This is a genomic window from Nostoc sp. UHCC 0870 (assembly GCF_022063185.1).
GTDB lineage: Bacteria > Cyanobacteriota > Cyanobacteriia > Cyanobacteriales > Nostocaceae > Trichormus.
In genome coordinates, this window is record NZ_CP091913.1 from 1856074 (window position 1) to 1878006 (window position 21933).

Below are 21933 nucleotides of genomic sequence, written 5' to 3' on the forward strand. Positions count from 1 at the left end.
CGGCTTGACTACAAAGCCTTAACCATATTTCCATATCACCAAGAGGAAATTAACAAGAATATTAAGTTTTTGTTACATATAGTGAGCATTTACTTTTATTATTTATTAATGTTTGTTAATAAAGTTTACGATTTTTATATCGATTTATGTCAGTTACAGGACAAAATGCCCATTGGGTAAGGTTTTTCTGATAAAAAACTGATATTGCCGAACAAAATCTTCAAACTTTGGCGGCATGAGTCGCCAAGAACATCCATTAGAGAACACGCATCAAAGGAGCAGAGGAAGCATGTTCACCCACGTCAAGTCCACCATTAGACACATTGCGCCTGATAACCTAGGCGGACGTAAGTTAATTAAGGTGGTCTATGTCGTGCTTGAGTCCCAGTATCAGAGTGCATTGTCGCAAGCGGTTAGCACGATTAACTCGAACAATACCAACCTGGCGATTGAAATCAGTGGTTATTTGATTGAGGAACTTAGAGATCCTGAGAACTATGAAGAGTTCAAAAGGGAAGTCGAGAGTGCCAATATCTTTATCGCCTCATTGATTTTTATCGAAGACTTAGCACAGAAAGTAGTAGCAGCAGTAGAACCACACCGCGATCGCTTGGATGTAGCGGTTGTCTTTCCCTCGATGCCAGAGGTGATGCGCCTAAACAAAATGGGTACATTTTCTTTGGCACAGTTGGGTCAGTCAAAAAGTGCGATCGCTCAATTTATGCGGAAACGCAAGGAAAAATCCGGTGCTGGCTTCCAAGATGGGATGCTGAAGCTGTTGAGAACCTTGCCTCAAGTGCTGAAGTTTTTACCAATGGACAAAGCACAAGATGCTCGCAATTTTATGTTGAGCTTTCAGTATTGGCTGGGAGGTTCGCCAGAAAACCTGGAAAACTTCTTGCTGATGCTAACGGATAAATACGTATTTAAATCTGTAGATAAACAAAACTCCTCATCTGTCGAATATCAAGCACCGGTAGTCTATCCCGATTTGGGGATTTGGCATCCTTTAGCACCAACGATGTTTGAGGATGTGAGAGAGTACCTCAATTGGTACACAGTCCGTAAGGATATTTCCAGCGATTTGAAAGATCCTTTAGCTCCCTGTGTGGGTTTGGTATTGCAACGCACACATCTAGTTACTGGTGATGATGCCCATTATGTGGCAATGGTGCAGGAGTTGGAATCGCTGGGTGCAAAGGTATTACCTGTATTTGCTGGTGGTTTGGACTTCTCCAAGCCTGTAGATGCTTATTTCTACGAACCCACTACCAAAGCACCGTTAGTAGATGCAGTCATATCTTTAACTGGTTTTGCATTGGTGGGTGGACCGGCTAGACAAGACCATCCCAAGGCGATTGAATCACTCAAACGCCTCAACCGTCCTTACATGGTGGCATTGCCTTTAGTTTTCCAAACTACCGAAGAGTGGTTAGATAGCGATTTAGGGTTACATCCGATACAAGTAGCTCTACAAATTGCCATTCCCGAATTAGATGGCGCGATCGAGCCGATTATATTATCGGGTAGAGATGGCACAACCGGGAAAGCGATCGCCCTCCAAGACCGCGTTGCCGCCGTCGCCCAACGTGCTTTAAAATGGGCTAACCTCCGCCGCAAACCCAAGCTGAATAAAAAAGTTGCCATCACCGTTTTCAGCTTCCCACCGGATAAAGGGAACGTCGGTACAGCAGCTTACCTGGATGTATTCGGCTCAATTTTCGAGGTGATGCAGGGACTCAAAAACAATGGCTACGACGTGCAGAACTTACCAGAAAACGCGCAAGCGTTGATGGAACAAGTCATCCACGACGCGCAAGCACAGTATGCTAGTCCTGAACTTAACGTTGCTTATAAAATGTCAGTGCCAGAATACGAGGCACTTACACCTTATTCCCAACGCCTAGAAGAAAACTGGGGGCCACCACCAGGACACCTCAACAGCGACGGACAGAACTTGTTAATTTACGGTAAGCAATTCGGTAACGTCTTCATTGGTGTACAGCCTACCTTTGGTTACGAAGGCGACCCCATGCGGCTGTTGTTCTCCCGTTCCGCCAGTCCTCACCACGGTTTTGCAGCTTACTACACTTACCTAGAGCAAGTTTGGTGTGCTGATGCTGTCCTGCACTTTGGTACACATGGTTCTTTGGAATTCATGCCAGGTAAGCAAATGGGGATGTCGGGTGAATGTTACCCTGATAATTTAATTGGCACAATTCCTAACCTGTATTATTACGCAGCAAATAACCCCAGCGAAGCCACAATTGCGAAACGTCGCAGTTACGCGGAAACAATTTCTTACCTGACACCACCTGCGGAAAACGCTGGTTTGTATAAAGGTTTGAAGGAACTCAGCGAGTTAATTGCTTCCTACCAAACCTTAAAAGATAGCGGTCGCGGTATCCCCATCGTCAACACGATTATGGATAAATGCCGCATCGTCAACCTGGATAAAGATATTAACTTGCCAGAAACCGATGCCAAAGATATGACACCCGAAGAACGGGATAATATTGTCGGCAGCGTCTACCGTAAGCTAATGGAAATCGAATCGCGGTTGTTACCTTGTGGTTTGCACGTCATTGGTAAACCCCCAAGTGCAGAAGAGGCGATCGCCACTCTGGTAAACATTGCCAGCTTAGATCGTCAGGAAGAAGAAATCCTCAGCTTACCCCGCATTATCGCCAGCAGTATTGGGCGAGACATTGACGAAATTTATCGAAATAGCGATCGGGGCATATTAGAAGATGTCCAACTACTACAAGACATCACCCTAGCTACCCGCGCCGCCGTTCGCGCCTTAGTAGAAGAACAAATCGACGCAGAAGGAAGGGTTTCCTTAATTTCCAAGTTGAACTTTTTCAACATGGGTAAAAAAGAACCTTGGGTAGAATCCCTGCATCAAGCAGGTTATCCCAAAGTTGACACCTCAGCCTTGAAACCCCTGTTCGAGTATTTAGAATTCTGTTTGCAACAAGTTTGTGCAGACAATGAACTCGGCGCATTACTCCAAGGCTTAGAAGGCGAATACATCCTACCCGGCCCTGGTGGCGACCCCATCCGCAACCCGGATGTATTGCCCACAGGTAAGAACATCCACGCCCTAGACCCCCAATCAATTCCCACATCTGCCGCAGTCCAATCAGCTAAAATCGTTGTCGATAGGCTATTGGCACGGAACAAAGCCGAAAACGAAGGTAAATGGCCAGAAACCATCGCCTGCGTTCTCTGGGGAACAGATAACATCAAAACCTACGGCGAATCCCTAGCACAAATTATGTGGATGGTCGGTGTACGTCCAGTTCCCGATGCTTTGGGACGGGTGAACAAGTTGGAGTTAATACCCCTAGAAGAGTTGGGACGACCCAGAATTGATGTAGTCATTAACTGTTCTGGTGTATTCCGCGACTTGTTCATCAACCAAATGAACCTGCTAGACCAAGGGGTGAAGATGGCGGCGGAAGCCGATGAACCCTTAGAAATGAACTTTGTTCGCAAACACGCTTTGAAGCAAGCTGAGGAAATGGGAATTAACCTCAGACAAGCAGCAACCCGTGTTTTCTCCAACGCTTCCGGTTCTTACTCGTCAAATATCAACTTGGCGGTAGAGAACAGCACATGGGACAGCGAAGCCGAGTTACAGGAAATGTACCTCAACCGCAAATCCTTCTCCTTCAATTCCGATAACCCCGGAATGATGGACGAATCCCGACAGCTGTTTGAAAGCACCTTAAAAACTGCTGATGCGACTTTCCAAAACCTGGATTCATCAGAGATTAGTTTAACGGACGTTTCCCACTACTTCGACTCCGACCCCACCAAGCTAGTAGCAAGTCTGCGTGGTGATGGTAAAAAACCAGCATCCTACATTGCAGACACCACCACAGCCAACGCCCAAGTCCGCACATTATCCGAAACAGTGCGCTTAGATGCCCGTACCAAATTGTTAAATCCCAAATGGTATGAAGGTATGTTGTCTCACGGTTACGAAGGTGTACGGGAACTTTCCAAGCGGTTGGTAAATACCACAGGTTGGAGTGCGACAGCCGGCGCAGTCGATAACTGGATTTACGAGGATACCAACGAAACCTTCATCAAAGATGAAGAAATGCAGAAACGGTTGCTAAACCTCAACCCCCATTCTTTCCGCAAGATTGTCTCAACTTTGTTGGAAGTGAATGGTCGCGGTTATTGGGAAACTAGCGAGGAGAATTTAGACCGCCTCCGCGAGTTGTACCAAGAAGTTGAAGACCGAATTGAAGGCATAGAATAGGATTAAATGGGCAGGCTTTACGCCTGCCTTAATCTTTCAGTCTGGAATATCACCATGAATGCTTTAACCGTCAACCTTCAATCAGTATTGGAACTGACAGATGAGCAATTTTTTAATCTATGTCAAGTAAACCGTGACTTGAAATTTGAACGCACTGCTACGGGAGAATTAATTATCATGCCACCCACGGGGGGAGAAACGGGAAATAAAAACGCTAGAATTACTCAACAAGTAATGAATTGGACTGATGCTGATGGTACTGGCATTGCCTTTGATTCTTCTACTTGTTTTAAATTGCCTAATGGTGGCGATCGTTCACCTGATGCTGCTTGGATAAAGTTGTCAAGATGGAATAGTTTAACTGAAGAGCAAAAAGAAAAGTTTCCCCCCATTTGTCCTGATTTTGTCATTGAGTTACTTTTGCCAAGTGATAGTTTGAAGGTTGCACAGGAAAAGATGAGGGAATATATAGACAATGGTGTGCGGTTAGGTTTATTAATTAATCGTAAATCTCGTCAGGTAGAAATTTATAAACAAGGTAAGGAAGTTGAGGTTTTGGAATCTCCTGTTACAGTATCAGGGGAAGATGTTTTAAACGGTTTCGTTTTGAATTTGGGAATGATTTGGTAATTTATTTTTTAGTTATGGATAATTGGCAAGATATGACTGATACTAGATTAGTCAGACCAATACATCCTGGTGAAGTAATTGCAGATATTCTAGATGATTTAGATATCGATAGCACGAAATTTGCAGAAATTTTAGGAGTATCTAATCAAATAGTTAATATTATTTTATATATTAAAATAAAGCCTGCAAGATTAAAATTTGGGCTATATAAACCTTCTTTTCCCGTCTCCTAGGGAATTGCGCCTGGGTGGACTAAGGTAAACCAATTTCTGGTAGATTGGCAACTTGTGGGGTGTTTCTAGCGTCAAGCAGTCAGCAATTACCCTTGCACTCACAAAGAGTGTCGGTAAAATGTCACTATTGTTGAGTACCCTAGTTTAAGTTGCGATCGCCAAATAACCGATGATTGAAGTTGAACATCTCAGTAAAATTTACGGTTCTACCTCAGCAATTACTGATGTTACTTTTAACGTTGAACCGGGGGAAATTGTAGGGTTTCTGGGGCCGAATGGCGCGGGAAAAACTACAACGATGCGAATTTTGGCGGGTTATCTCCCAGCTAGTAGTGGTACAGCTAAAATTGCTGGCTTTGATGTCCATGAAAGTTCTTTGGCTGTGCGTCAACGCATTGGCTATTTACCGGAAACGCCGCCGTTATATCCAGAGATGACGGTGGAGGGATTTCTGCATTTTGTCGCCCATATTAAAGGTATATCAGCAGGCGATCGCGCCGCCAAGGTGAAAGCAGCTATCAAACGTTGCAATTTGCAAGAAAAAAGTCAGGTAATTATTCGCAAGTTATCTAAAGGATATCGTCAACGGGTGGGGATTGCTCAGGCGATCGTTCATGATCCCCCGGCGATTATTTTAGATGAACCGACGGTGGGACTTGACCCCCGACAAATTATTGAGGTACGCAACTTAATTAAAAGCCTCGCCGGGACTCACACAGTTATCCTGTCTACCCACATTCTCCCAGAGGTGAGTATGACCTGTAACCGCGTCACCATCATTAATCGCGGTCAGGTGGTCGCAACTAATACACCAGAAAATCTGATGACGCAGTTGACAGGCGGCGCAGGCTATGAGTTGGAGATTGAAGGAGAAGCCGCCCTAGCCAAGCAGGTATTGCAAAACATCGCGGGTGTAAATTTGGTAGAGTCTGTACCTGTGAATGATCCTAGAGAAAACCGTTCCTACTTGCGGGTGCTTTCACAGGCGGGAAGCGAACCAGGAAAAGATATAGCTACAACTTTAGTCAGTTCTGGATTTAGTTTGCATGAAATGCGGCGTGTTAGTGCCACCCTCGAAGATGTATTCTTGCAACTAACCAGGGAAGAAAAAAATTTAGCCACAATTGATGAATCAGCAGCTAGTGAAGGAGAAACAGCGTAAATGGGTATAGTCCTGAGTAACATTATTGCCATTTATCGGCGAGAGTTACAGACTTATTTTGTCTCGCCTTTAGCTTATGCGATCGCAGGCGTGTTTTGGTTGATCGGCGGTTTATTTTTAGTGATGATTTTGCTGGGGCCGGATGGGATATTACCAGCCGTCGCCTTTATCGATTTACAAGGACAACAATTAAACGTCCCAGTCCCACCTATTGATGTCCCCTACGAATTTATCAAAGCATTTTTAGACCGCATGGGTTGGCTATTGTTATTTATTTTGCCGATTCTCTCAATGGGACTCTATGCTGAAGAACGCAAACGGGGAACTTTAGAACTCCTAGCCACCTCCCCTATTACTAACTGGGCTGTAGCTGTCGGTAAATTGTTAGGGGTGGTGACATTTTTTACTACTTTGATTTTACCGTTAATGGTATTTGAAGCGATCGCTATTAGTAGTTCTAATCCGCCTCTATCACCTGTAATTCCCTTAGTAGGACATTTGGGGTTAATCTTGCTAGCGTCAGCAATTTTATCTTTAGGAATGTTTATTTCTTCTTTAACAGACAGTACAATCCTCTCTGCTGTTTTCACTTTTGCTTTAGTTATATTGTTATTATTTGTTGATTTAATTGCTAAAAGTATTGGTGGGCCAATAGGTGAAATTGTTGGTCATTTTTCTCTGTTAAAACATTACAACACAATGATTCAAGGCATCTTTGATAGTAGTTCCTTAGTTTTATTTGGCAGTTACATCTTTTTAGGTATCTTCCTCACAGCGCAATCAATTGATGCGTTGAGATTTCAGAGACAATAGGGGTTTAGGTGACAGGTGACAGGTGACAGGCTTCCCTGCGGGACGCTAGCGCGAACGCCGTGAGCGTCAGCCGAACGGTGACAGGGGACTGGGGACTGGGGATTGGGGACAAGGAAATGAAACCCCACCCCCAACCCCTCCCCGTGAACGGGGAGGGGAGACAAAGCGTAGCTGTGGCGGGGTGGGGTTCTTCTGGTTTCAGACCTAATGAATAATGAATGATGACTAAATAAAATGACAACTATTAAACAAAAACAACTTTGGAAATATTTATTCTTACTGGGGCCGTTTTTCACTGTAGCGGGTTTAACGGCTGGGTTAGTGGCTGAAAGTTGGGGCGTAATTCCCCTAGTGCTGCTAATTACGGGAATTATTATCTGTGGATTGTGGGTAGTTTGGCAAAGTCAGCGAAGTCAATGGTGGAAACAACGTTCTACTCAGGCTGGTACTAATGCTTTGGTCGCCACTCTGGCGGTATTGGTAATCGTCGGATTGATTAACTTTTTAGCGACTCGCTACCAAGTGCGTACAGATTTAACAGATACGCAATTGTTTACTATTTCCCCCCAATCACAGGAATTAGTCCGTAACCTCAAGCAACCGATTAAGCTTTGGGTGTTTGATGTTAACCAAAATCCTCAAGATAGGGAACTGTTGGCAAATTATCGCCGCCAAAGTTCAAAATTTCAGTTTGAGTATGTTGATCCCCAAAGTAGACCGGGATTAGCAGAAAAATTTGGTGTGAAAGATTACGGGGAAGTATATCTAGAAGCTGGCGACAAGCGGCAATTAGTACAATCAGTAAATGTCAATGAACGCCTGTCAGAGATTAAGTTAACTAATAAACTGCAACAACTATATAGCGATCGCACTGCCAAAGTTTATTTCCTCCAAGGTCATGGCGAAAATCCTATTGTTGCTGGTGAAGGGGGAATGTCACAAGCTATTCAAGGTTTAAGTGATAAAAGTTACACCGCTTCAGCGTTAAGTCTGACAGATAATCCCAAAGTTCCTGATGATGCTGATGTTGTAGTTGTGGCTGGCCCCGAACGCGAACTATTTGATGCTGAGGTCAAAGCTTTACAAGCTTATCTTAATCGTGGTGGCAACGTGTTACTCATGGTTGACCCCAATACCAACCCCAATCTCAACAGTTTGCTACAAGAGTGGGGGGTGCGTCTAGATGATCGTTTGGCAGTGGATGTCTCCGGTGCTGGTGTAGGACTTGGCCCGGCTGCACCTATCGTGAGAGATTACGGACAACACCCCATTACTCAAGATTTTCGCAACGGTATTTCTTTTTATCGTCTAGCTAGACCTCTGGAAATTACTCCAGTCCCTGGTGTGCAGTCTACTCCTCTACTGCAAACTAAACCTTATCCTGATAGTTGGGCAGAAAGCGACCTCCAAAGTGAAAAATTAGAGTTTAACCCTGACAAAGACCTCAAAGGGCCTCTAACTCTAGGCGTGGCTTTAAGTAAAACAATACCAGCCAAACCCTCACCCACACCTGCACCAACTACTTCACCAACACCCGAAAATCAGGCTAGTCCTACACCTTCACCAACTACTTCACCAACACCTGAAAATCAAGCTAGTCCTACTCCTTCACCGACTACATTACCCACACCCCAAAATCAAGCTAGTCCTACTCCTACTCCTACTCCTACTGAAACTCCCCAAACGGAACAGCAATCCGAAAAACCTACTACTGAATCAAGGTTAGTAGTGATAGGTAACTCAGATTTTGCCACAGACAACATATTCCAACAGCAACTCAATGGTGATGTATTCCTCAACTCAGTCACCTGGCTAAGTCAACAAGATCAACAACCCCTTTCGATTCGTCCCAAAGAACCGAAAAACCGCCGTATCACAATGTCAGCCGCCCAAGCCAACTTTCTCACTTTATCTTCTGTAATAGTTTTACCCTTAATTGGCTTTATCGCCGCCGTTGCTATTTGGTGGAAACGGAGATAGGGGTGGTAATAGGTGATAGGTGACAGGTGACAGGTGACAGGTGACAGGTGATAGGGGAGAGGTGATAGGTGACAGGTGATAGGGGAGAGGTGATAGGTGACAGGTGATAGGTGACAGGTGACAGGTGACAGGTGACAGGTGACAGGTGACAGGTGACAGGTGATAGGGGAGAGGTGATAGGGGAGAGGTGATAGGTGACAGGTGATAGGAAGAAATAATGACTAATGATTATTGACTATGAAATTACCAAAGACGACTTTGATTTTAATGTTGCTGGCGTTGGGTTTGGGAGGGTTTGTTTATTTCTATGAAATTCAAGGTGCAACTCAGCGCGAAGAAGCTAAGGCGAATCAGCAACAAATTTTCTCTTTTGCGGAAGATGATGTGCAGGCTTTGACTATAAAGACTCCAAAACTGACCTTGAATTTGGAACGCAACCCTCAGCCTCAACCTAAGTGGTTGCTTAAATCTCCTGTGTCAGAGCCTGCAAATGATGCTATTGTTTCTTATTTAATGGATTTGTTGATTAAGGGGAAGAGCGATCGCGATCTACTTGTTCCTGCTAATCAAACTGGAGACTTTGGTTTAAATCAACCCCAGGCGACTATCAACATTAAACTGAAGAATCAAAAAACTCATCAGATAATCTTAGGTAAAGCTGATTTTAACCGTCGTTTTGTCTATGCTCAAGTTGATCCAATTACCCAAGCTAACGGTAATATAAATCTACTGTTGGTATCTACCGATTTTGAAAATGCGGTAAATCGGGAATTATCTGAATGGAAACAACCCACAAATCAGGTTGAGCAAACACCTACACCCAGCACCACTGAACCAACTCCAACTCAAAGTCAATAATTAATATGAAATAATCTAATTTAGCAGTTATCATCAGTAATTCTGATATCTGTTTGATTTATTAAAAAATCTATCTCTTTTTTATATTTCATATGTAAATTTAACAATTCTAAATACGCTATGGGAACTATGATTGGCCAAAAAACAGTAACAATGCCTATAATTAAGCGAGATATAGAGCGTTGACTTGAACTCATTTCTTTATCTTCCAGGAAGAAAAATAACCATTTTTTAAATAAAAAGTAAGCTATTACTAGGTAAAATACTATTGCAATGTAAAAAAGTGGCGGAAAGTGAGAGATGAAATTTTCATAACTTCTCATATAGATGAGATATTGATTTACTTGTGTTGATACTGAAATCATACTCGACTGATAATCATTATTGATAGAAAATTAAAAATTAATTCTTTTTTTAATTTCTCTTTTGAGAGATATTTTTAATTATTGATTACTCAACATTTATATATGAGCAATTCCACAGCAACTTTACTGATTTCTTGCCCAGATCAACGGGGACTAGTAGCAAAAATTGCCAATTTTATCTATTCCAATGGTGGTAATATTATCCACGCTGATCAACATACAGACTTTGCGGCTGGGTTATTTCTCTCCCGTATAGAATGGCAGTTAAAGGGCTTTAATTTACCGCGAGAATTAATTGGGCCTGCATTTAATGCGATTTCTCACCCTTTAGGTGCTAAATGGGAACTGCACTTTTCTGATACAGTCCCCCGCATTGCTATTTGGGTAAGTCGTCAAGACCATTGTCTTTATGATTTGATTTGGCGACAACGCGCTCAAGAAATGTCTGCGGAAATCTCTTTAATTATTAGTAATCATGCTAATTTAAAACCAATTGCAGACCAATTTAGTATCGACTTTCATCACATCCCTATTAATAAAGACAACAAACCAGAACAAGAAGCAAAACAACTAGAATTACTCCAAAAATACAAAATTGATTTAGTTGTTTTAGCTAAATATATGCAAATTGTTACTCCAGATTTTATTTCTAAATTCCCTCAAATTATTAATATACATCACTCATTTTTACCTGCATTTGTTGGTGCTAATCCCTATCATCGAGCTTTTGAAAGGGGTGTTAAAGTCATTGGTGCAACTGCTCACTACGCTACTGCTGAATTAGATGCAGGGCCAATTATTGAGCAGGATGTAGTCAGAGTTAGCCACCGTGATGAAGTTGAAGATTTAATTAGAAAAGGCAAAGATTTAGAACGAGTGGTGTTAGCTAGAGCAGTACGTTTACATTTACAAAATCGAGTCTTAGTATACGGTAATAGAACAGTAGTGTTTGAATAATTCGTAATTCAGTAATATAGGTTGGGTTTTGCTCACCAAAGGTTAGATATTATCGGCAAAGCCACCTATATTTCCAAAATAAAATCGGATTCCGATATTAAATCATCTCAAATTCTAGTTGATGACTATTAAGAAAATCATGAATGAAATGATCTACGACATTTGTATCAGCGAGTTCTAAATTATAAAAATCTACAAACTCATGTTCAAAATATGGGCCAGCGTGCCAAGTTCCTTCATTTAACTTAATAAAACAATTGCCTGGAATGCGGAAAGCAGCCATTTCTGCTAATACTGGTTCACTCACATCATTATGGGGGGGACAAACTGCAATTAGCCAATCTTTTCCTTCTAAAGAACCTAAACATTGTGTACACTGCACATGGCGAGTAATTTTATAAAACTTGCTCCCTCGCTTGTTTAGTCGCATAATATAAAAGCGCGGAGTGCCATTTTTTAAGTTGAGTTGGGCATCCTCTAAATCAAAAGCTTTACCATCGTTACTAGGAAAAATTACTTGTCCATAACGCCGAAAATTTTCTGGTGTAATTAACTGTGCGTGTAATTGTTCTACTGTTTGTGATGTATTCATAAAAGCATATTTTCTCAAATAACACTTACAACTTTAGATTATTGTAGTAACAAAATGACTATTAATCTCAGGTTGTATGACACTTGATTTCAGTCGCCGTCAATTTGTCTTGTATGGTTCAGTTACCTTTGCTACTATTCACTGTTGAAAGCTTGCAGCCAGCGAACGAAAACCCCAAGAATCAAGAGTGGCAACGGAGAGTTTAAAATAGCGATCGCACAGATGTGGGGGCGACATCTGCGATACATTCACGGTTGTTAAGAGAACGCGTAGGCACAGCCCGCCGCAGGCATCGCGGCGCGGCAATTGTGTATATTTATACTTATTTAGAACTAGTCATGGCAATGAGCGATCGCATTGCGGTAATGTACAATTGTGGCGATTTTGAACGCACAAACCGCCACAATTGAGGCGATTGGTTTGTTGATGGGCGAGGGCTAGTACGTTACGCGGAAGTCAAAAGTCATTTGTCTCAGCAGATATATTTATAAGTAGATATGGGGTTATATTTCTTTATATGAGTTTAAGCAAAATGCTTTTTGCCAATATTTAGGTTGAGCTAAAAGTAGCGGATATTGTATGAAAATAATCAGTTTGGGTATCCTGAACACTAAGGAACAGCAATTGTTGAACAACAATACAGAGAGGATATGAGGAAGTAATGCTAAAAGCAGTAGTTGGACACAGTAACGATCCAGATACTGATGTGGTGATCACGGAAGTATTGGAGCAATGCCTGACTGGACTAGCTGGCATGAAACCTCAGTCCGGGATTTTGCTAGCCGGCCTAGATTTTGATCATGCTGAAATCTTAGGGTGTATTCATCAGACCTTCCCAGGCATTCAATTAATTGGTGGGACAACCGACGGTGAAATGTCCTCAGTTTTAGAGTTTCAGCAAGACTCTCTCATCTTAATTCTATTTTGTTCTGATGAAATAGAATTTCATGCGGCAGTTGGTCGTCATGTCTCCTCCGATCCTATAGCGATCGCCCGAAAAACTGTCCAAACTGCCCAAGCACAGACTCAGTGTCCAACCGCTCTGTGCATTACCACTCCCGAAAGTCTGACCACTAGTGGACTCTCAATCCTGCAAGGGTTACAGCAAGCCTTGGGTGCAGAAGTCCCCATTGTCGGTGGCACAACCTGTGACCAATGGCAATTTAAGCAAACCTACCAATTTTTTGGACAAGAAATCCTCAGTGATGCCCTCCCCATCCTGTTACTCTCAGGTCATGTACTTTGGGGACATGGAGTATCAAGTGGCTGGACACCAGTTGGCAAAAAAGGAACGGCCACGAAAGTCGCGGGTAATGTGCTTTATGAAGTCGATGGACAACCTGCCTTGGAGTTCTATCGAGATTATTTAGGCGACATTCGCCCCTCTCCAGCCTATCGATTAGCAGTCTTTGAACCCAACCGAGATAGTTGGTACATGAGAACCTCCAATGGAGACTACGACCAAACCTCTGGCAGCATTACCTTTTTTGCAGATATTCCGCTCCACTCGGAAGTTCAAGTTGTACGATCTAACCGAGATGAAATGGTGAATTCGGCTCGCCTCTCCATGCAGCAAGCGATTGAACATTATCCTGGAACACAGCCAACCGTAGCGTTATTCTTCTCCTGCACGGGGCGAATGCACGTACTAGGAACTAGAACCAAGGAAGAGTATCAAGTATTGCAACCGGAAATACCTGCTGGGACAACTTGTGCTGGTTTTTATACTTATGGTGAAATTGCACCATTGCGCCCAAATGGTGCAGCGCAATTTCACAATGAAACTTTTGTAACTCTGCTGTTGGGAGTGGAGTAATCGAGCATGGATAATCCTTCTTGTGAGCAACTGCAACAACGGGTGAAAGACTTAGAAAAGCACAATCGTCTGTTGCAGAAAAAATTGGAGCGATCGGAATCCAACCGAGTGGAATTAGAAAACTCCTATGAAATCCAATCAAAGTTAGTCAACAGAGTCATTCAAGGGTTAGAAAAATCGCGAGCAGAAGCTGAAACCCGTAGCCAGGAGCTACAGGAAGCATTCAATAATCTGCAAATGATACAAGCAAAACTGGTGGAATCTGAAAAGATGTCGGCCTTAGGAGTTTTGGTAGCAGGCATTGCACATGAAATTAATAACCCCATTAACTTTATTCATGGCAATATTGATTATGCTTGTAGCTATGTGCAGAGTTTGATAGATGTGCTTAATCTCTATCATGAGATATACCCTGAGCCAGATGATAGGATTCAATACCTGATTAAAGAATTGGAACTTGACTTTGTTGTTAAGGATTTGTTCCAGCTTTTGAATTCAATGAAGACGGGGAGCGATCGCATCAGTAATATTGTCTTAGGATTACGCACTTTCTCGCGGTTGGACGAAGCAGAATACAAAAAAGCAAATTTGCACGATGGCTTAGATAGTACGTTGATGATCCTGCAACATCGGTTAAAGGCTAAAGATGATTTTCCCGGCATTACTGTAATTAAGCACTATGGGCAGTTGCCCCAAGTCCCTTGTTTTGCAGGGCAATTGAATCAGGTGTTTATGAATATTTTGGCTAATGCGATCGATGCAATAGAAGAACTTTATTCCCAACAAACACCACATGAAAATCAACATAACTCTGGTTGTATAACAATTAGTACATCTATCATTGATTCACAATGGGCAAAAATAGCGATCGCTGATAATGGGTTGGGTATGCCTGAACAGGTTCGGCAGAAGATATTTAATCCGTTCTTCACAACAAAACCTGTTGGTAAAGGCACAGGCATGGGCATGGCGATCAGTTATCAAATTATCATTGAGAAACACCGGGGTAGGTTGGATTGTTTCTCTAAAATGGCAAAAGGTACAGAGTTTATTATTCAAATTCCTCTTAAACAGTGAATCTGCAATACAACATGGTTTTGTTTCATCCCAAAAATAAGCGATGGGTTAGGCTTATCCCTAACCCATCCTAAAAATTCTTACAGATTTTCTTGACTACTCAGAAAAACTAACCCAACGCAGACCTTAAATCACTCTGCGCCTGTTCCAATGCTGCTGGTAACTTACTTGCGTCGCGTCCGCCGGCTTGCGCGAGGTTTGGTCTACCACCGCCGCCACCGCCGCAGATTTTCGCCACAGCACCAACAAATTTACCCGCCTGTAAGCCTTTCTTGTTCACTTCTGGACTAAAGGCTGCAACTAAGCTGACTTTCCCCGCTTCGGGAACAGAACCTAACACCACTGCACCGTTACCGATTTTTTGCAGTAAGCGTTCGGCTGCGGTTTTCAATGATTCGGGGTCAACGCCTTCTAACTCGGCGACGATGATTTTATGGTCGCCTAAAGTTGTCGCTGTTTGGAGCAAGCTGTCTGATTTAGCGATCGCTAATTGTCCTTTCAGCGTTTCTAGTTGCTTCTCAGCGTTTCTCAGTTCCGTTTGTAAAGTAGTGATTCTGTCTGGTAGTTCTTCGGGTTTGACTTTAAAGCGATCGCTTAAATCTTTAACTACTTTATCCCGTACATTCAAGTAATCTAGGATAGCTGGGCCGGAAACACCTTCAATCCGTCGTACTCCAGAAGCCACGCCAGCTTCAGTAATAATCTTGAATACGCCAATCTCCGCAGTATTACTGACGTGCGTACCTCCACATAATTCCATCGACACACCAGAAAAATCGATGACGCGGACTTCATCACCGTATTTTTCCCCAAACATAGCTACAGCACCTCTAGCTTTAGCTTCAGCTAAGGGTAATACTTCGATTTTGGCGGCGTGGGCTTCAGCAATCCAGGTGTTAATCTGTTCTTCAACTTGTTGGATTTCCTCTGGAGTTAAACCACGGGGACAGTTGAAGTCAAAGCGCAATCTGTCGAAGGAAACTAAAGAACCGGCTTGAGATATCCCCTCATCCACAAATTTCTTTAACGCTGCTTGGAGGAGGTGAGTTGCTGTATGGTTAGCTTGGGCGCGACGACGACAAGCGCGATCAATTTGGGCGGTGACGCTATCGCCTACGCGCAGTGTACCGCGTTCGATGCGTCCAAAGTGGACAAAGAAATCGGATTCTTTCTTCACATCTTCCACACGTACAACCACGCCGTCGCCGGAAATATAACCGCGATCGCCGATTTGTCCCCCTGATTCAGCATAGAATGGCGTTTGGTTGAGGACAATCTGCACGTCTGTTCCAGCTTCGGCTTCTTCTTGGGAAACTCCACCTACTAATAAAACTTCGACTTTCGCCGTTGCTGCTGGTTGCTCATATCCTATAAACTCGGTGGCGTGGATGTGTTCAGCGAGTTTGTCGAGAGAACCTTGCACTGTTAAGTCGATGGTTTCGTGGGCGGCTTTGGCGCGTTCAACTTGCTTTTGCATCTCGACATTAAAGCCAGCTTCATCAACAGTGAGGTGGTTTTCCTCAGCGACTTCTTGAGTGAGTTCTAGGGGGAAACCGTAGGTATCATAAAGGGTGAAAGCACTTTCACCACTAATTTGGGTTTGTCCTTGCTGTTTCACCTGTTGGATAATTTCTTCTAGGAGTTTCTCACCTCTATCTAAAGTTTTGAGGAAATTGGCTTCTTCCCGTTGCAGTTCCGCTTTGATTCCTGCTTCCCGTTGGCGGACATTGGGGTATGCTGATTCAGAAAGAGCGATCGCAGTTTCAGCGACTTGGTTAATAAATTCCCCAGTAATACCAATTAATCGCCCATGACGCACCACCCGCCGAATTAATCGCCGCAATATATAACCCCTCCCCACATTGGAGGCGCGGATTTCATCAGCAATCATGTGGACAACGGAACGGACATGATCCCCAATGACTTTTAGGGAAACTTTGGTGTTCTCATCGCTGTTGTGGTAATCAATCCCCGCGATTTTGGCGGCTGTTTCGATAATCGGGAAAATTAAGTCTGTTTCATAATTATTCGGCACTTTTTGGAGAATTTGCGCCATTCTCTCCAAACCCATACCAGTATCGATGTTTTTATTTTGCAGAGGTGTTAAGTTACCCTCTGTATCCCGGTTGTATTGCATGAATACCAAGTTATAAAACTCGATAAACCGGGTGTCATCTTCTAAATCTATATTGTCATCGCCCCGTTCTGGGTGGAAGTCGTAATAAATTTCGGAACAAGGGCCACAGGGGCCAGTGGGGCCGGATACCCAAAAGTTATCATCTGCACCCATACGCTTAATTCTGGCTTCCGTTACACCAATTTGATCCCGCCAGATAGCAAAGGCTTCGTCATCTTCTTCATAGACGCTAACTACTAGGCGTTCTTTGGGTAAGCCAAAAACTTCTGTGGAAATTTCCCAACCCCAGGCGATCGCTTGTTCTTTAAAATAGTCACCAAAACTGAAGTTACCCAGCATCTCAAAAAATGTATGATGCCGTTTAGTGCGTCCGACATTTTCAATATCATTAGTACGGATGCACTTTTGGGAAGTTGTCGCCCGGTTAAAATCTGGTGTGCGCTGCCCCAGGAATATCGGTTTAAATGGTAGCATCCCCGCGATCGTCAACAGCACAGTTGGATCTTCTGGTACAAGGGACGCACTAGGTAACGGTTGGTGTCCCCTTTGGGTATAGAAGTTAAGGAATTGAGCGCGGATTTCGTTACCGCCGATGGACTGGGGGTTTGAAGACATGGGAAGAAATGACAAACTAATTTTATTTAAAGGTAAAAGCTAGTACCGCCGTGAAGTCAAAAGTCAAAAGTCAAAAGAAATAATGGTTATATCATGTCCGCTTAATGGCTAATGAAACCAGATTGAAACTCCCCAGCGATCGCTACTCCTCTTCTCCCCTCCCCGTAAACGGGGAGGGGTTGGGGGTGGGGTTCAACGACTCTTGGAAGCATGACTAAGTTATCCGAACCGGGAATAGAGGTGCTTAGGCTAGTATTTTTACTCAGAACGCTGCTCACGCACCCCTCTGCTAACACTCACAACTCAGCACTTTATCTATTTTTGCATTTTGTTTCCCTTGTCTGCCACAAATTTGCACCGCTTCAGCACTTCCATCTCTGCGCGATTTCAGTAATCTATCTTGGAACAGATGCAGGATCAAGACATAATTCTTCAATTTCTAATTGATCTATGGCTTTAGTTAATGGCGTGAGAAAATTCAGTATAGGCGAGTTTACTGAAATCATTTTCTTTAAAAATATAAATTTTCATTATTTGCAATACATGAACAATTAAACATACTTTAAATAACTTGCAGTTTGCGAATGTAATCATTATATTTACTGATGCCTAGCTAGCTTTAATAAATAATTTATTTAATGGGCTTTTAAACTGTGTACAATCACTATTTCTATTCGTATTTTTGAATGAGTTTTATTAAAATTTTACATTTAAAAAAGTATCTAAAATTACAATTTTGTTTTGGTATTTTTTAGGTATTTTCCAGGAAAAAAACATAAAATTAAGCATAAACACTTAGAAGTTTTATGTATACCACAAGATTAAAGAGATACCTTTTTAGTTATTATTACTGATGCTTTAGATTAAGGTTACTATGATATTAAAGGTAAGTTAAATTTGGGTTTATTGGAAACTTAAATTATAACTTTATGGGTATTTTAAATTCAGTGAAATTATCATAACCTCATAAATACATAATTAATATGATTTCTTGGGAGAATATTCAGTATTTTTACTGTTTTAAAAATAAACAAGGAAGTTTTATCTAATCAGAATATGTGGGAATAGCCCAGGTTTTTATATGTTTTATTAAATGTATTAAGAGGATATTAAATTTTTAAGCTTTTACTTATTTAGAAGTAAAACTGTATAGATAAATACAAATATTTTTGGAGAATAATAAATATATAAGGTCTTGGAAAAATAAAGTTGAATATTAGCAAGAATAAAGGCAAAAAGCACACCAATGAAAACCAGCATTCTGGTCTTTGGAAGTCATAACTTTCTTGCCACACTTCCCGATCAAATTCATGATGCCAACACTTTTAATTTAAAAGTGATTAGTGATTTTAATCAGGCGGTGTCGCACATCCAAAATGTGCAGCCCGATATCATATTTGTGCAGACAAGTTGGAAGGGTAGCATAAAAATTTGTAGCTGGTTAAAAGAACAAAACCAGCTATCCTGGATACATTGTATTTTGATAGAGGATCGTCCTCAGCAGCTAGTCAAGAAAAGTCAACGCGGTTGGGAATGGGAGTTTGAGATGACTGCTAACGCACTAAATCAAGGTGCAGATGCTTATATTTGGTTATTAACTGAAGAAACAAACGATCGCCTAACAACTGCAACTAAAAGCTTAATTCTTAGTCAATTAACAGTTGGTGTGCGAAAAGTCCAAAAGTACCGCGATCTGATGAATACAAATGATATTCTCTCAGCGATCGCCTTAGCAGATTCACTAACAGATTTAAACAATCGTCGTGCTTTAGAATGGGATTTACCCAGACAAATCAACAAAGCCCGCACTCAAGATATTTCCTTGAGCTTAATTATTATAGATGTAGACTTCTTTAAAAAAGTTAACGATCAACATGGGCATTTAGTTGGCGATCGCCTTTTGCAATTGCTGTGTAGCCGTCTCCGTCACAATCTACGTAGTCAGGATATAGCATTCCGTTACGGTGGTGAGGAGTTTGTAGTGCTTTTACCTCATACAAATGGTGACGAAGCAATGACAGTAGCTGAACGTCTCAATCGTATAGTTAGAGAACAACCCTTTGCTATCAACAGTAACTTACATCTGCATATCACCATTAGTTTAGGTGTAGCTTGTTTCCAACCTGATGATGATGAAAAAGGAATGAACTTATTACATCGTGCTGATCAGTGTCTCTTGGCGGCTAAAGCAGCTGGACGAAACCAAGTCATTGGCTGGGAACAATACTCCCAAGTCTCCAACCTGGAAGCAGTTTCATAGGGGTATAGGGGTATAGGGGTATAGGGGGAAAGTGAGGAAGAATTCTAAACCCTTACACCCTTACACCCTTACACCCTTACACCCTTACACCCTTACACCCTTACACCCCTTTCACAATCGCATTTTGGCAATCTGTAACTGTACCGCGTTGTCCCATAACTTGGACTAAAGCTTTGTAACTGGACAAATTTTCTTGTAAGAGAGTTTTCGCTTGTAGGGCGTGAAATCTTTGTTTCTGCTGATAGGCTGACGCTGAAAAACCTAAAATCTTTAAAACACTAGCTAATTTACTCTGATCATCAGCACCACCTTCAGCCCGATCAAAGACTAAGTTTTCAGCTGCAATACCCGCCATCCAAACAGTGCAGTAACGATCCACCATTTGGGTACTAATTGTACCTTTCTCTAACTGCAAAGCTAATTCTTGGTCATCAAAAGTCACCCCACCTTGGCCAGATTGACCTTTTTTCCATGCTTCCCACGCGCTGAGAGTATAACCTGTGACGGGAATCCCCAAAAGGTGGGCGACGAGGAAATGTCCAGCTTCATGGTGAATAATGCGATCGCGGTGTTGTGGAGAAAATCGCGCAATCCAATCTAAAACAATCGTCCCCCCCTTACCTTGCAAGCTGAAACTATCAACTGTGGCTATACCCAAAATAGTGAAAGTAGCGATCGCTGGGATGGTAGGGGATAAGTTAATTAACGGCCCCAACAATGTCGATAGCGTTATCAGAAAAACAGATATAGCAACTAGATTGAGGGCAGTTTGGCTCATATTCGTAATTCGTAATGAAACGCGATTTTAAGTATTTTGTGCTTAATCTTCCTTAATTATATTGTTAAATGCTCAATGCTAGAAATGAGAAAGGAGCATGAAATAGTTGAACGATGATGAAAACACGGGTAGAGTCGCAGGGTGAGAATCCTAGAGATTGGTTATGGCCGTTCTGGCCGGCTTTGCCACTTTATCCCTACGGTAGAAGGCGGACGCTTTGCCGAGAAGTAGTTAAAGACAAAATTTGGACATTTGACCAGTTGCACGGCATCCTCTACACCATAGTCCCCATTCGGATGACTGTGATCAAGCTAGAAGCAGGTGGTTTGTTGGTTTATGCACCTGTGGCAGCAACTCCAGAGTGTGTCAAACTTGTTAGAGATTTGGTAGCCCAGCACGGAGAAGTTAAGTATATTATTCTGCCAACTAGTTCAGGTTTAGAACATAAAGTCTTTGTTGGCCCCTTTGCTAGATGCTTTCCCCAAGCCCAGGTATTTGTTGCCCCCCATCAGTGGAGTTTCCCCTTTAATCTGCCTCTGAGTTGGTTAGGGTTTCCGCCAAAGCGCACCCAGGTACTACCAGAAGATAGTAGCCAAGTTCCTTTTGCTGATGAGTTGGACTATGCAATTTTAGACATTAACTTAGGACGAGGCTCGTTTGTAGAAGTGGCGATGTTCCATAAGCGATCGCGGACTCTACTTGTAACTGATATAGTTTTATCCGTATCAGAAGATCCACCAGACATCAGCCAATTAGACCCCTACCCTTTGCTATTCCACGCCAGAGAACACGCACACCAAGTAATTGCAGATAACGCCACCAACCGCCGCCAAGGGTGGCAGCGCATTTGTTTATTTGCCATTTACTTTCGTCCCAGTGCGCTGCAAATTACTAGACTGGGGGATATGTTACGTGATGCAATGCAAGCACCAGATCACTCACCAAAGGCGTACTTGGGCTTATTTCCATTTCACTGGCAAGAAAATTGGCAGCAGTCATTTACAGCACTGCGAGGTAATGGCAGACCATTTGTAGCCCCCATTTTACAAACCCTAATTCTTCCCCAAGCACCAACCCAGGTACTCAACTGGGCGAATCAAGTCGCAAAATGGGACTTTCAGCAAATTATTGCCTGTCATTTTGATGCACCCTTTGCAGCTAGTCCCGATGAATTCCGTCAAGCATTTGCTTTTTTGGAGAAAAACCCCTCTAACTTCAGTAACCAACCTCTACTAGAAACAGATATGCAATTCATCAAAGAATTAGAAAGCAATCTAGTGCAGCGAGGTATCGCCACACCAGCTAAAACTCAGGTGTAGAAAATTGGGAAGGGACATTAGACTGACTCTCTCCTCTTTCACCTGTCACCTATCCCCTAGGGAAC

General features: G+C 42.5%; 16 protein-coding genes and 1 pseudogene. 13 read left to right on the forward strand and 4 right to left on the reverse strand.

Annotated elements, in window-relative coordinates; all coding sequences use genetic code 11:
• Nucleotides 1-289 precede the first annotated feature (289 nt).
• The 8 genes from L6494_RS08115 to purU all read left to right on the forward strand — a co-directional run bounded on the left by L6494_RS08115 (nt 290) and on the right by purU (nt 11274).
• On the forward strand, nt 290-4276 hold the full coding sequence (locus L6494_RS08115; RefSeq protein ID WP_237993605.1) for a magnesium chelatase subunit H: 3987 nt from the start codon (nt 290-292) through the stop codon (nt 4274-4276).
• 54 nt (nt 4277-4330) lie between these two features.
• Nucleotides 4331-4906, forward strand: a complete 576-nt coding sequence (locus tag L6494_RS08120; RefSeq protein WP_237993607.1) for a Uma2 family endonuclease — start codon at nt 4331-4333, stop codon at nt 4904-4906.
• Between the two features lie 14 nt (nt 4907-4920).
• Nucleotides 4921-5139, forward strand: coding sequence for a hypothetical protein (locus tag L6494_RS08125; protein ID WP_237993609.1), 219 nt, complete (start codon nt 4921-4923; stop codon nt 5137-5139).
• 169 nt (nt 5140-5308) lie between these two features.
• Nucleotides 5309-6301 (forward strand): ABC transporter ATP-binding protein, encoded by a 993-nt coding sequence (locus L6494_RS08130; protein WP_237993611.1) that lies wholly within the window; start codon nt 5309-5311, stop codon nt 6299-6301.
• Nucleotides 6302-7114, forward strand: a complete 813-nt coding sequence (locus L6494_RS08135) for an ABC transporter permease (protein ID WP_237993613.1) — start codon at nt 6302-6304, stop codon at nt 7112-7114. It begins immediately after the preceding gene.
• A 234-nt stretch (nt 7115-7348) separates the two neighbouring features.
• Nucleotides 7349-9094, forward strand: a complete 1746-nt coding sequence (locus tag L6494_RS08140; protein WP_237993615.1) for a GldG family protein — start codon at nt 7349-7351, stop codon at nt 9092-9094.
• Between the two features lie 237 nt (nt 9095-9331).
• Nucleotides 9332-9952 (forward strand): DUF4340 domain-containing protein, encoded by a 621-nt coding sequence (locus L6494_RS08145; protein WP_237993617.1) that lies wholly within the window; start codon nt 9332-9334, stop codon nt 9950-9952.
• A gap of 467 nt (nt 9953-10419) precedes the next feature.
• Complete coding sequence (gene purU / locus L6494_RS08155; protein ID WP_237993626.1) at nt 10420-11274, forward strand: formyltetrahydrofolate deformylase; 855 nt, start codon at nt 10420-10422, stop codon at nt 11272-11274.
• Between the two features lie 97 nt (nt 11275-11371).
• Here the strand turns inward: purU and L6494_RS08160 are convergent, their stop codons facing one another.
• Entirely contained in the window at nt 11372-11866 is a 495-nt protein-coding gene (locus tag L6494_RS08160; RefSeq protein WP_237993628.1) for an ureidoglycolate lyase, read from the reverse strand.
• Nucleotides 11867-12087: 221 nt separating this feature from the next.
• Here L6494_RS08160 and L6494_RS08165 point away from each other — a divergent pair.
• From L6494_RS08165 to L6494_RS08175, 3 genes and pseudogenes are all read left to right on the forward strand, one after another.
• Nucleotides 12088-12307: pseudogene (locus L6494_RS08165) on the forward strand (heme ABC transporter ATP-binding protein); the annotation flags it as partial.
• A 220-nt stretch (nt 12308-12527) separates the two neighbouring features.
• Nucleotides 12528-13682, forward strand: coding sequence for an FIST signal transduction protein (locus L6494_RS08170; protein ID WP_237993630.1), 1155 nt, complete (start codon nt 12528-12530; stop codon nt 13680-13682).
• A gap of 6 nt (nt 13683-13688) precedes the next feature.
• Nucleotides 13689-14759, forward strand: coding sequence for an ATP-binding protein (locus tag L6494_RS08175; RefSeq protein ID WP_237993633.1), 1071 nt, complete (start codon nt 13689-13691; stop codon nt 14757-14759).
• 109 nt (nt 14760-14868) lie between these two features.
• On the opposite strand, the gene alaS is transcribed toward L6494_RS08175, so the two are convergent.
• Nucleotides 14869-17511 carry an alanine--tRNA ligase gene (alaS, locus tag L6494_RS08180; protein ID WP_237993635.1) on the reverse strand — a complete coding sequence of 881 codons (2643 nt, stop codon included), beginning with the start codon at nt 17509-17511 and terminating at the stop codon, nt 14869-14871.
• A gap of 101 nt (nt 17512-17612) precedes the next feature.
• Entirely contained in the window at nt 17613-17789 is a 177-nt protein-coding gene (locus L6494_RS08185) for a hypothetical protein (protein ID WP_237993637.1), read from the reverse strand.
• 968 nt (nt 17790-18757) lie between these two features.
• Here L6494_RS08185 and L6494_RS08190 point away from each other — a divergent pair.
• Complete coding sequence (locus L6494_RS08190) at nt 18758-19771, forward strand: GGDEF domain-containing protein (RefSeq protein WP_237993639.1); 1014 nt, start codon at nt 18758-18760, stop codon at nt 19769-19771.
• 100 nt (nt 19772-19871) lie between these two features.
• Here L6494_RS08190 and L6494_RS08195 read toward each other — a convergent pair whose 3' ends face one another.
• Nucleotides 19872-20549 carry an ATP-dependent Zn protease gene (locus L6494_RS08195; protein WP_237993642.1) on the reverse strand — a complete coding sequence of 226 codons (678 nt, stop codon included), beginning with the start codon at nt 20547-20549 and terminating at the stop codon, nt 19872-19874.
• A 113-nt stretch (nt 20550-20662) separates the two neighbouring features.
• Here L6494_RS08195 and L6494_RS08200 point away from each other — a divergent pair, with 113 nt between their 5' ends.
• Complete coding sequence (locus tag L6494_RS08200) at nt 20663-21868, forward strand: DUF4336 domain-containing protein (RefSeq protein WP_442946987.1); 1206 nt, start codon at nt 20663-20665, stop codon at nt 21866-21868.
• Nucleotides 21869-21933: the final 65 nt, after the last annotated feature.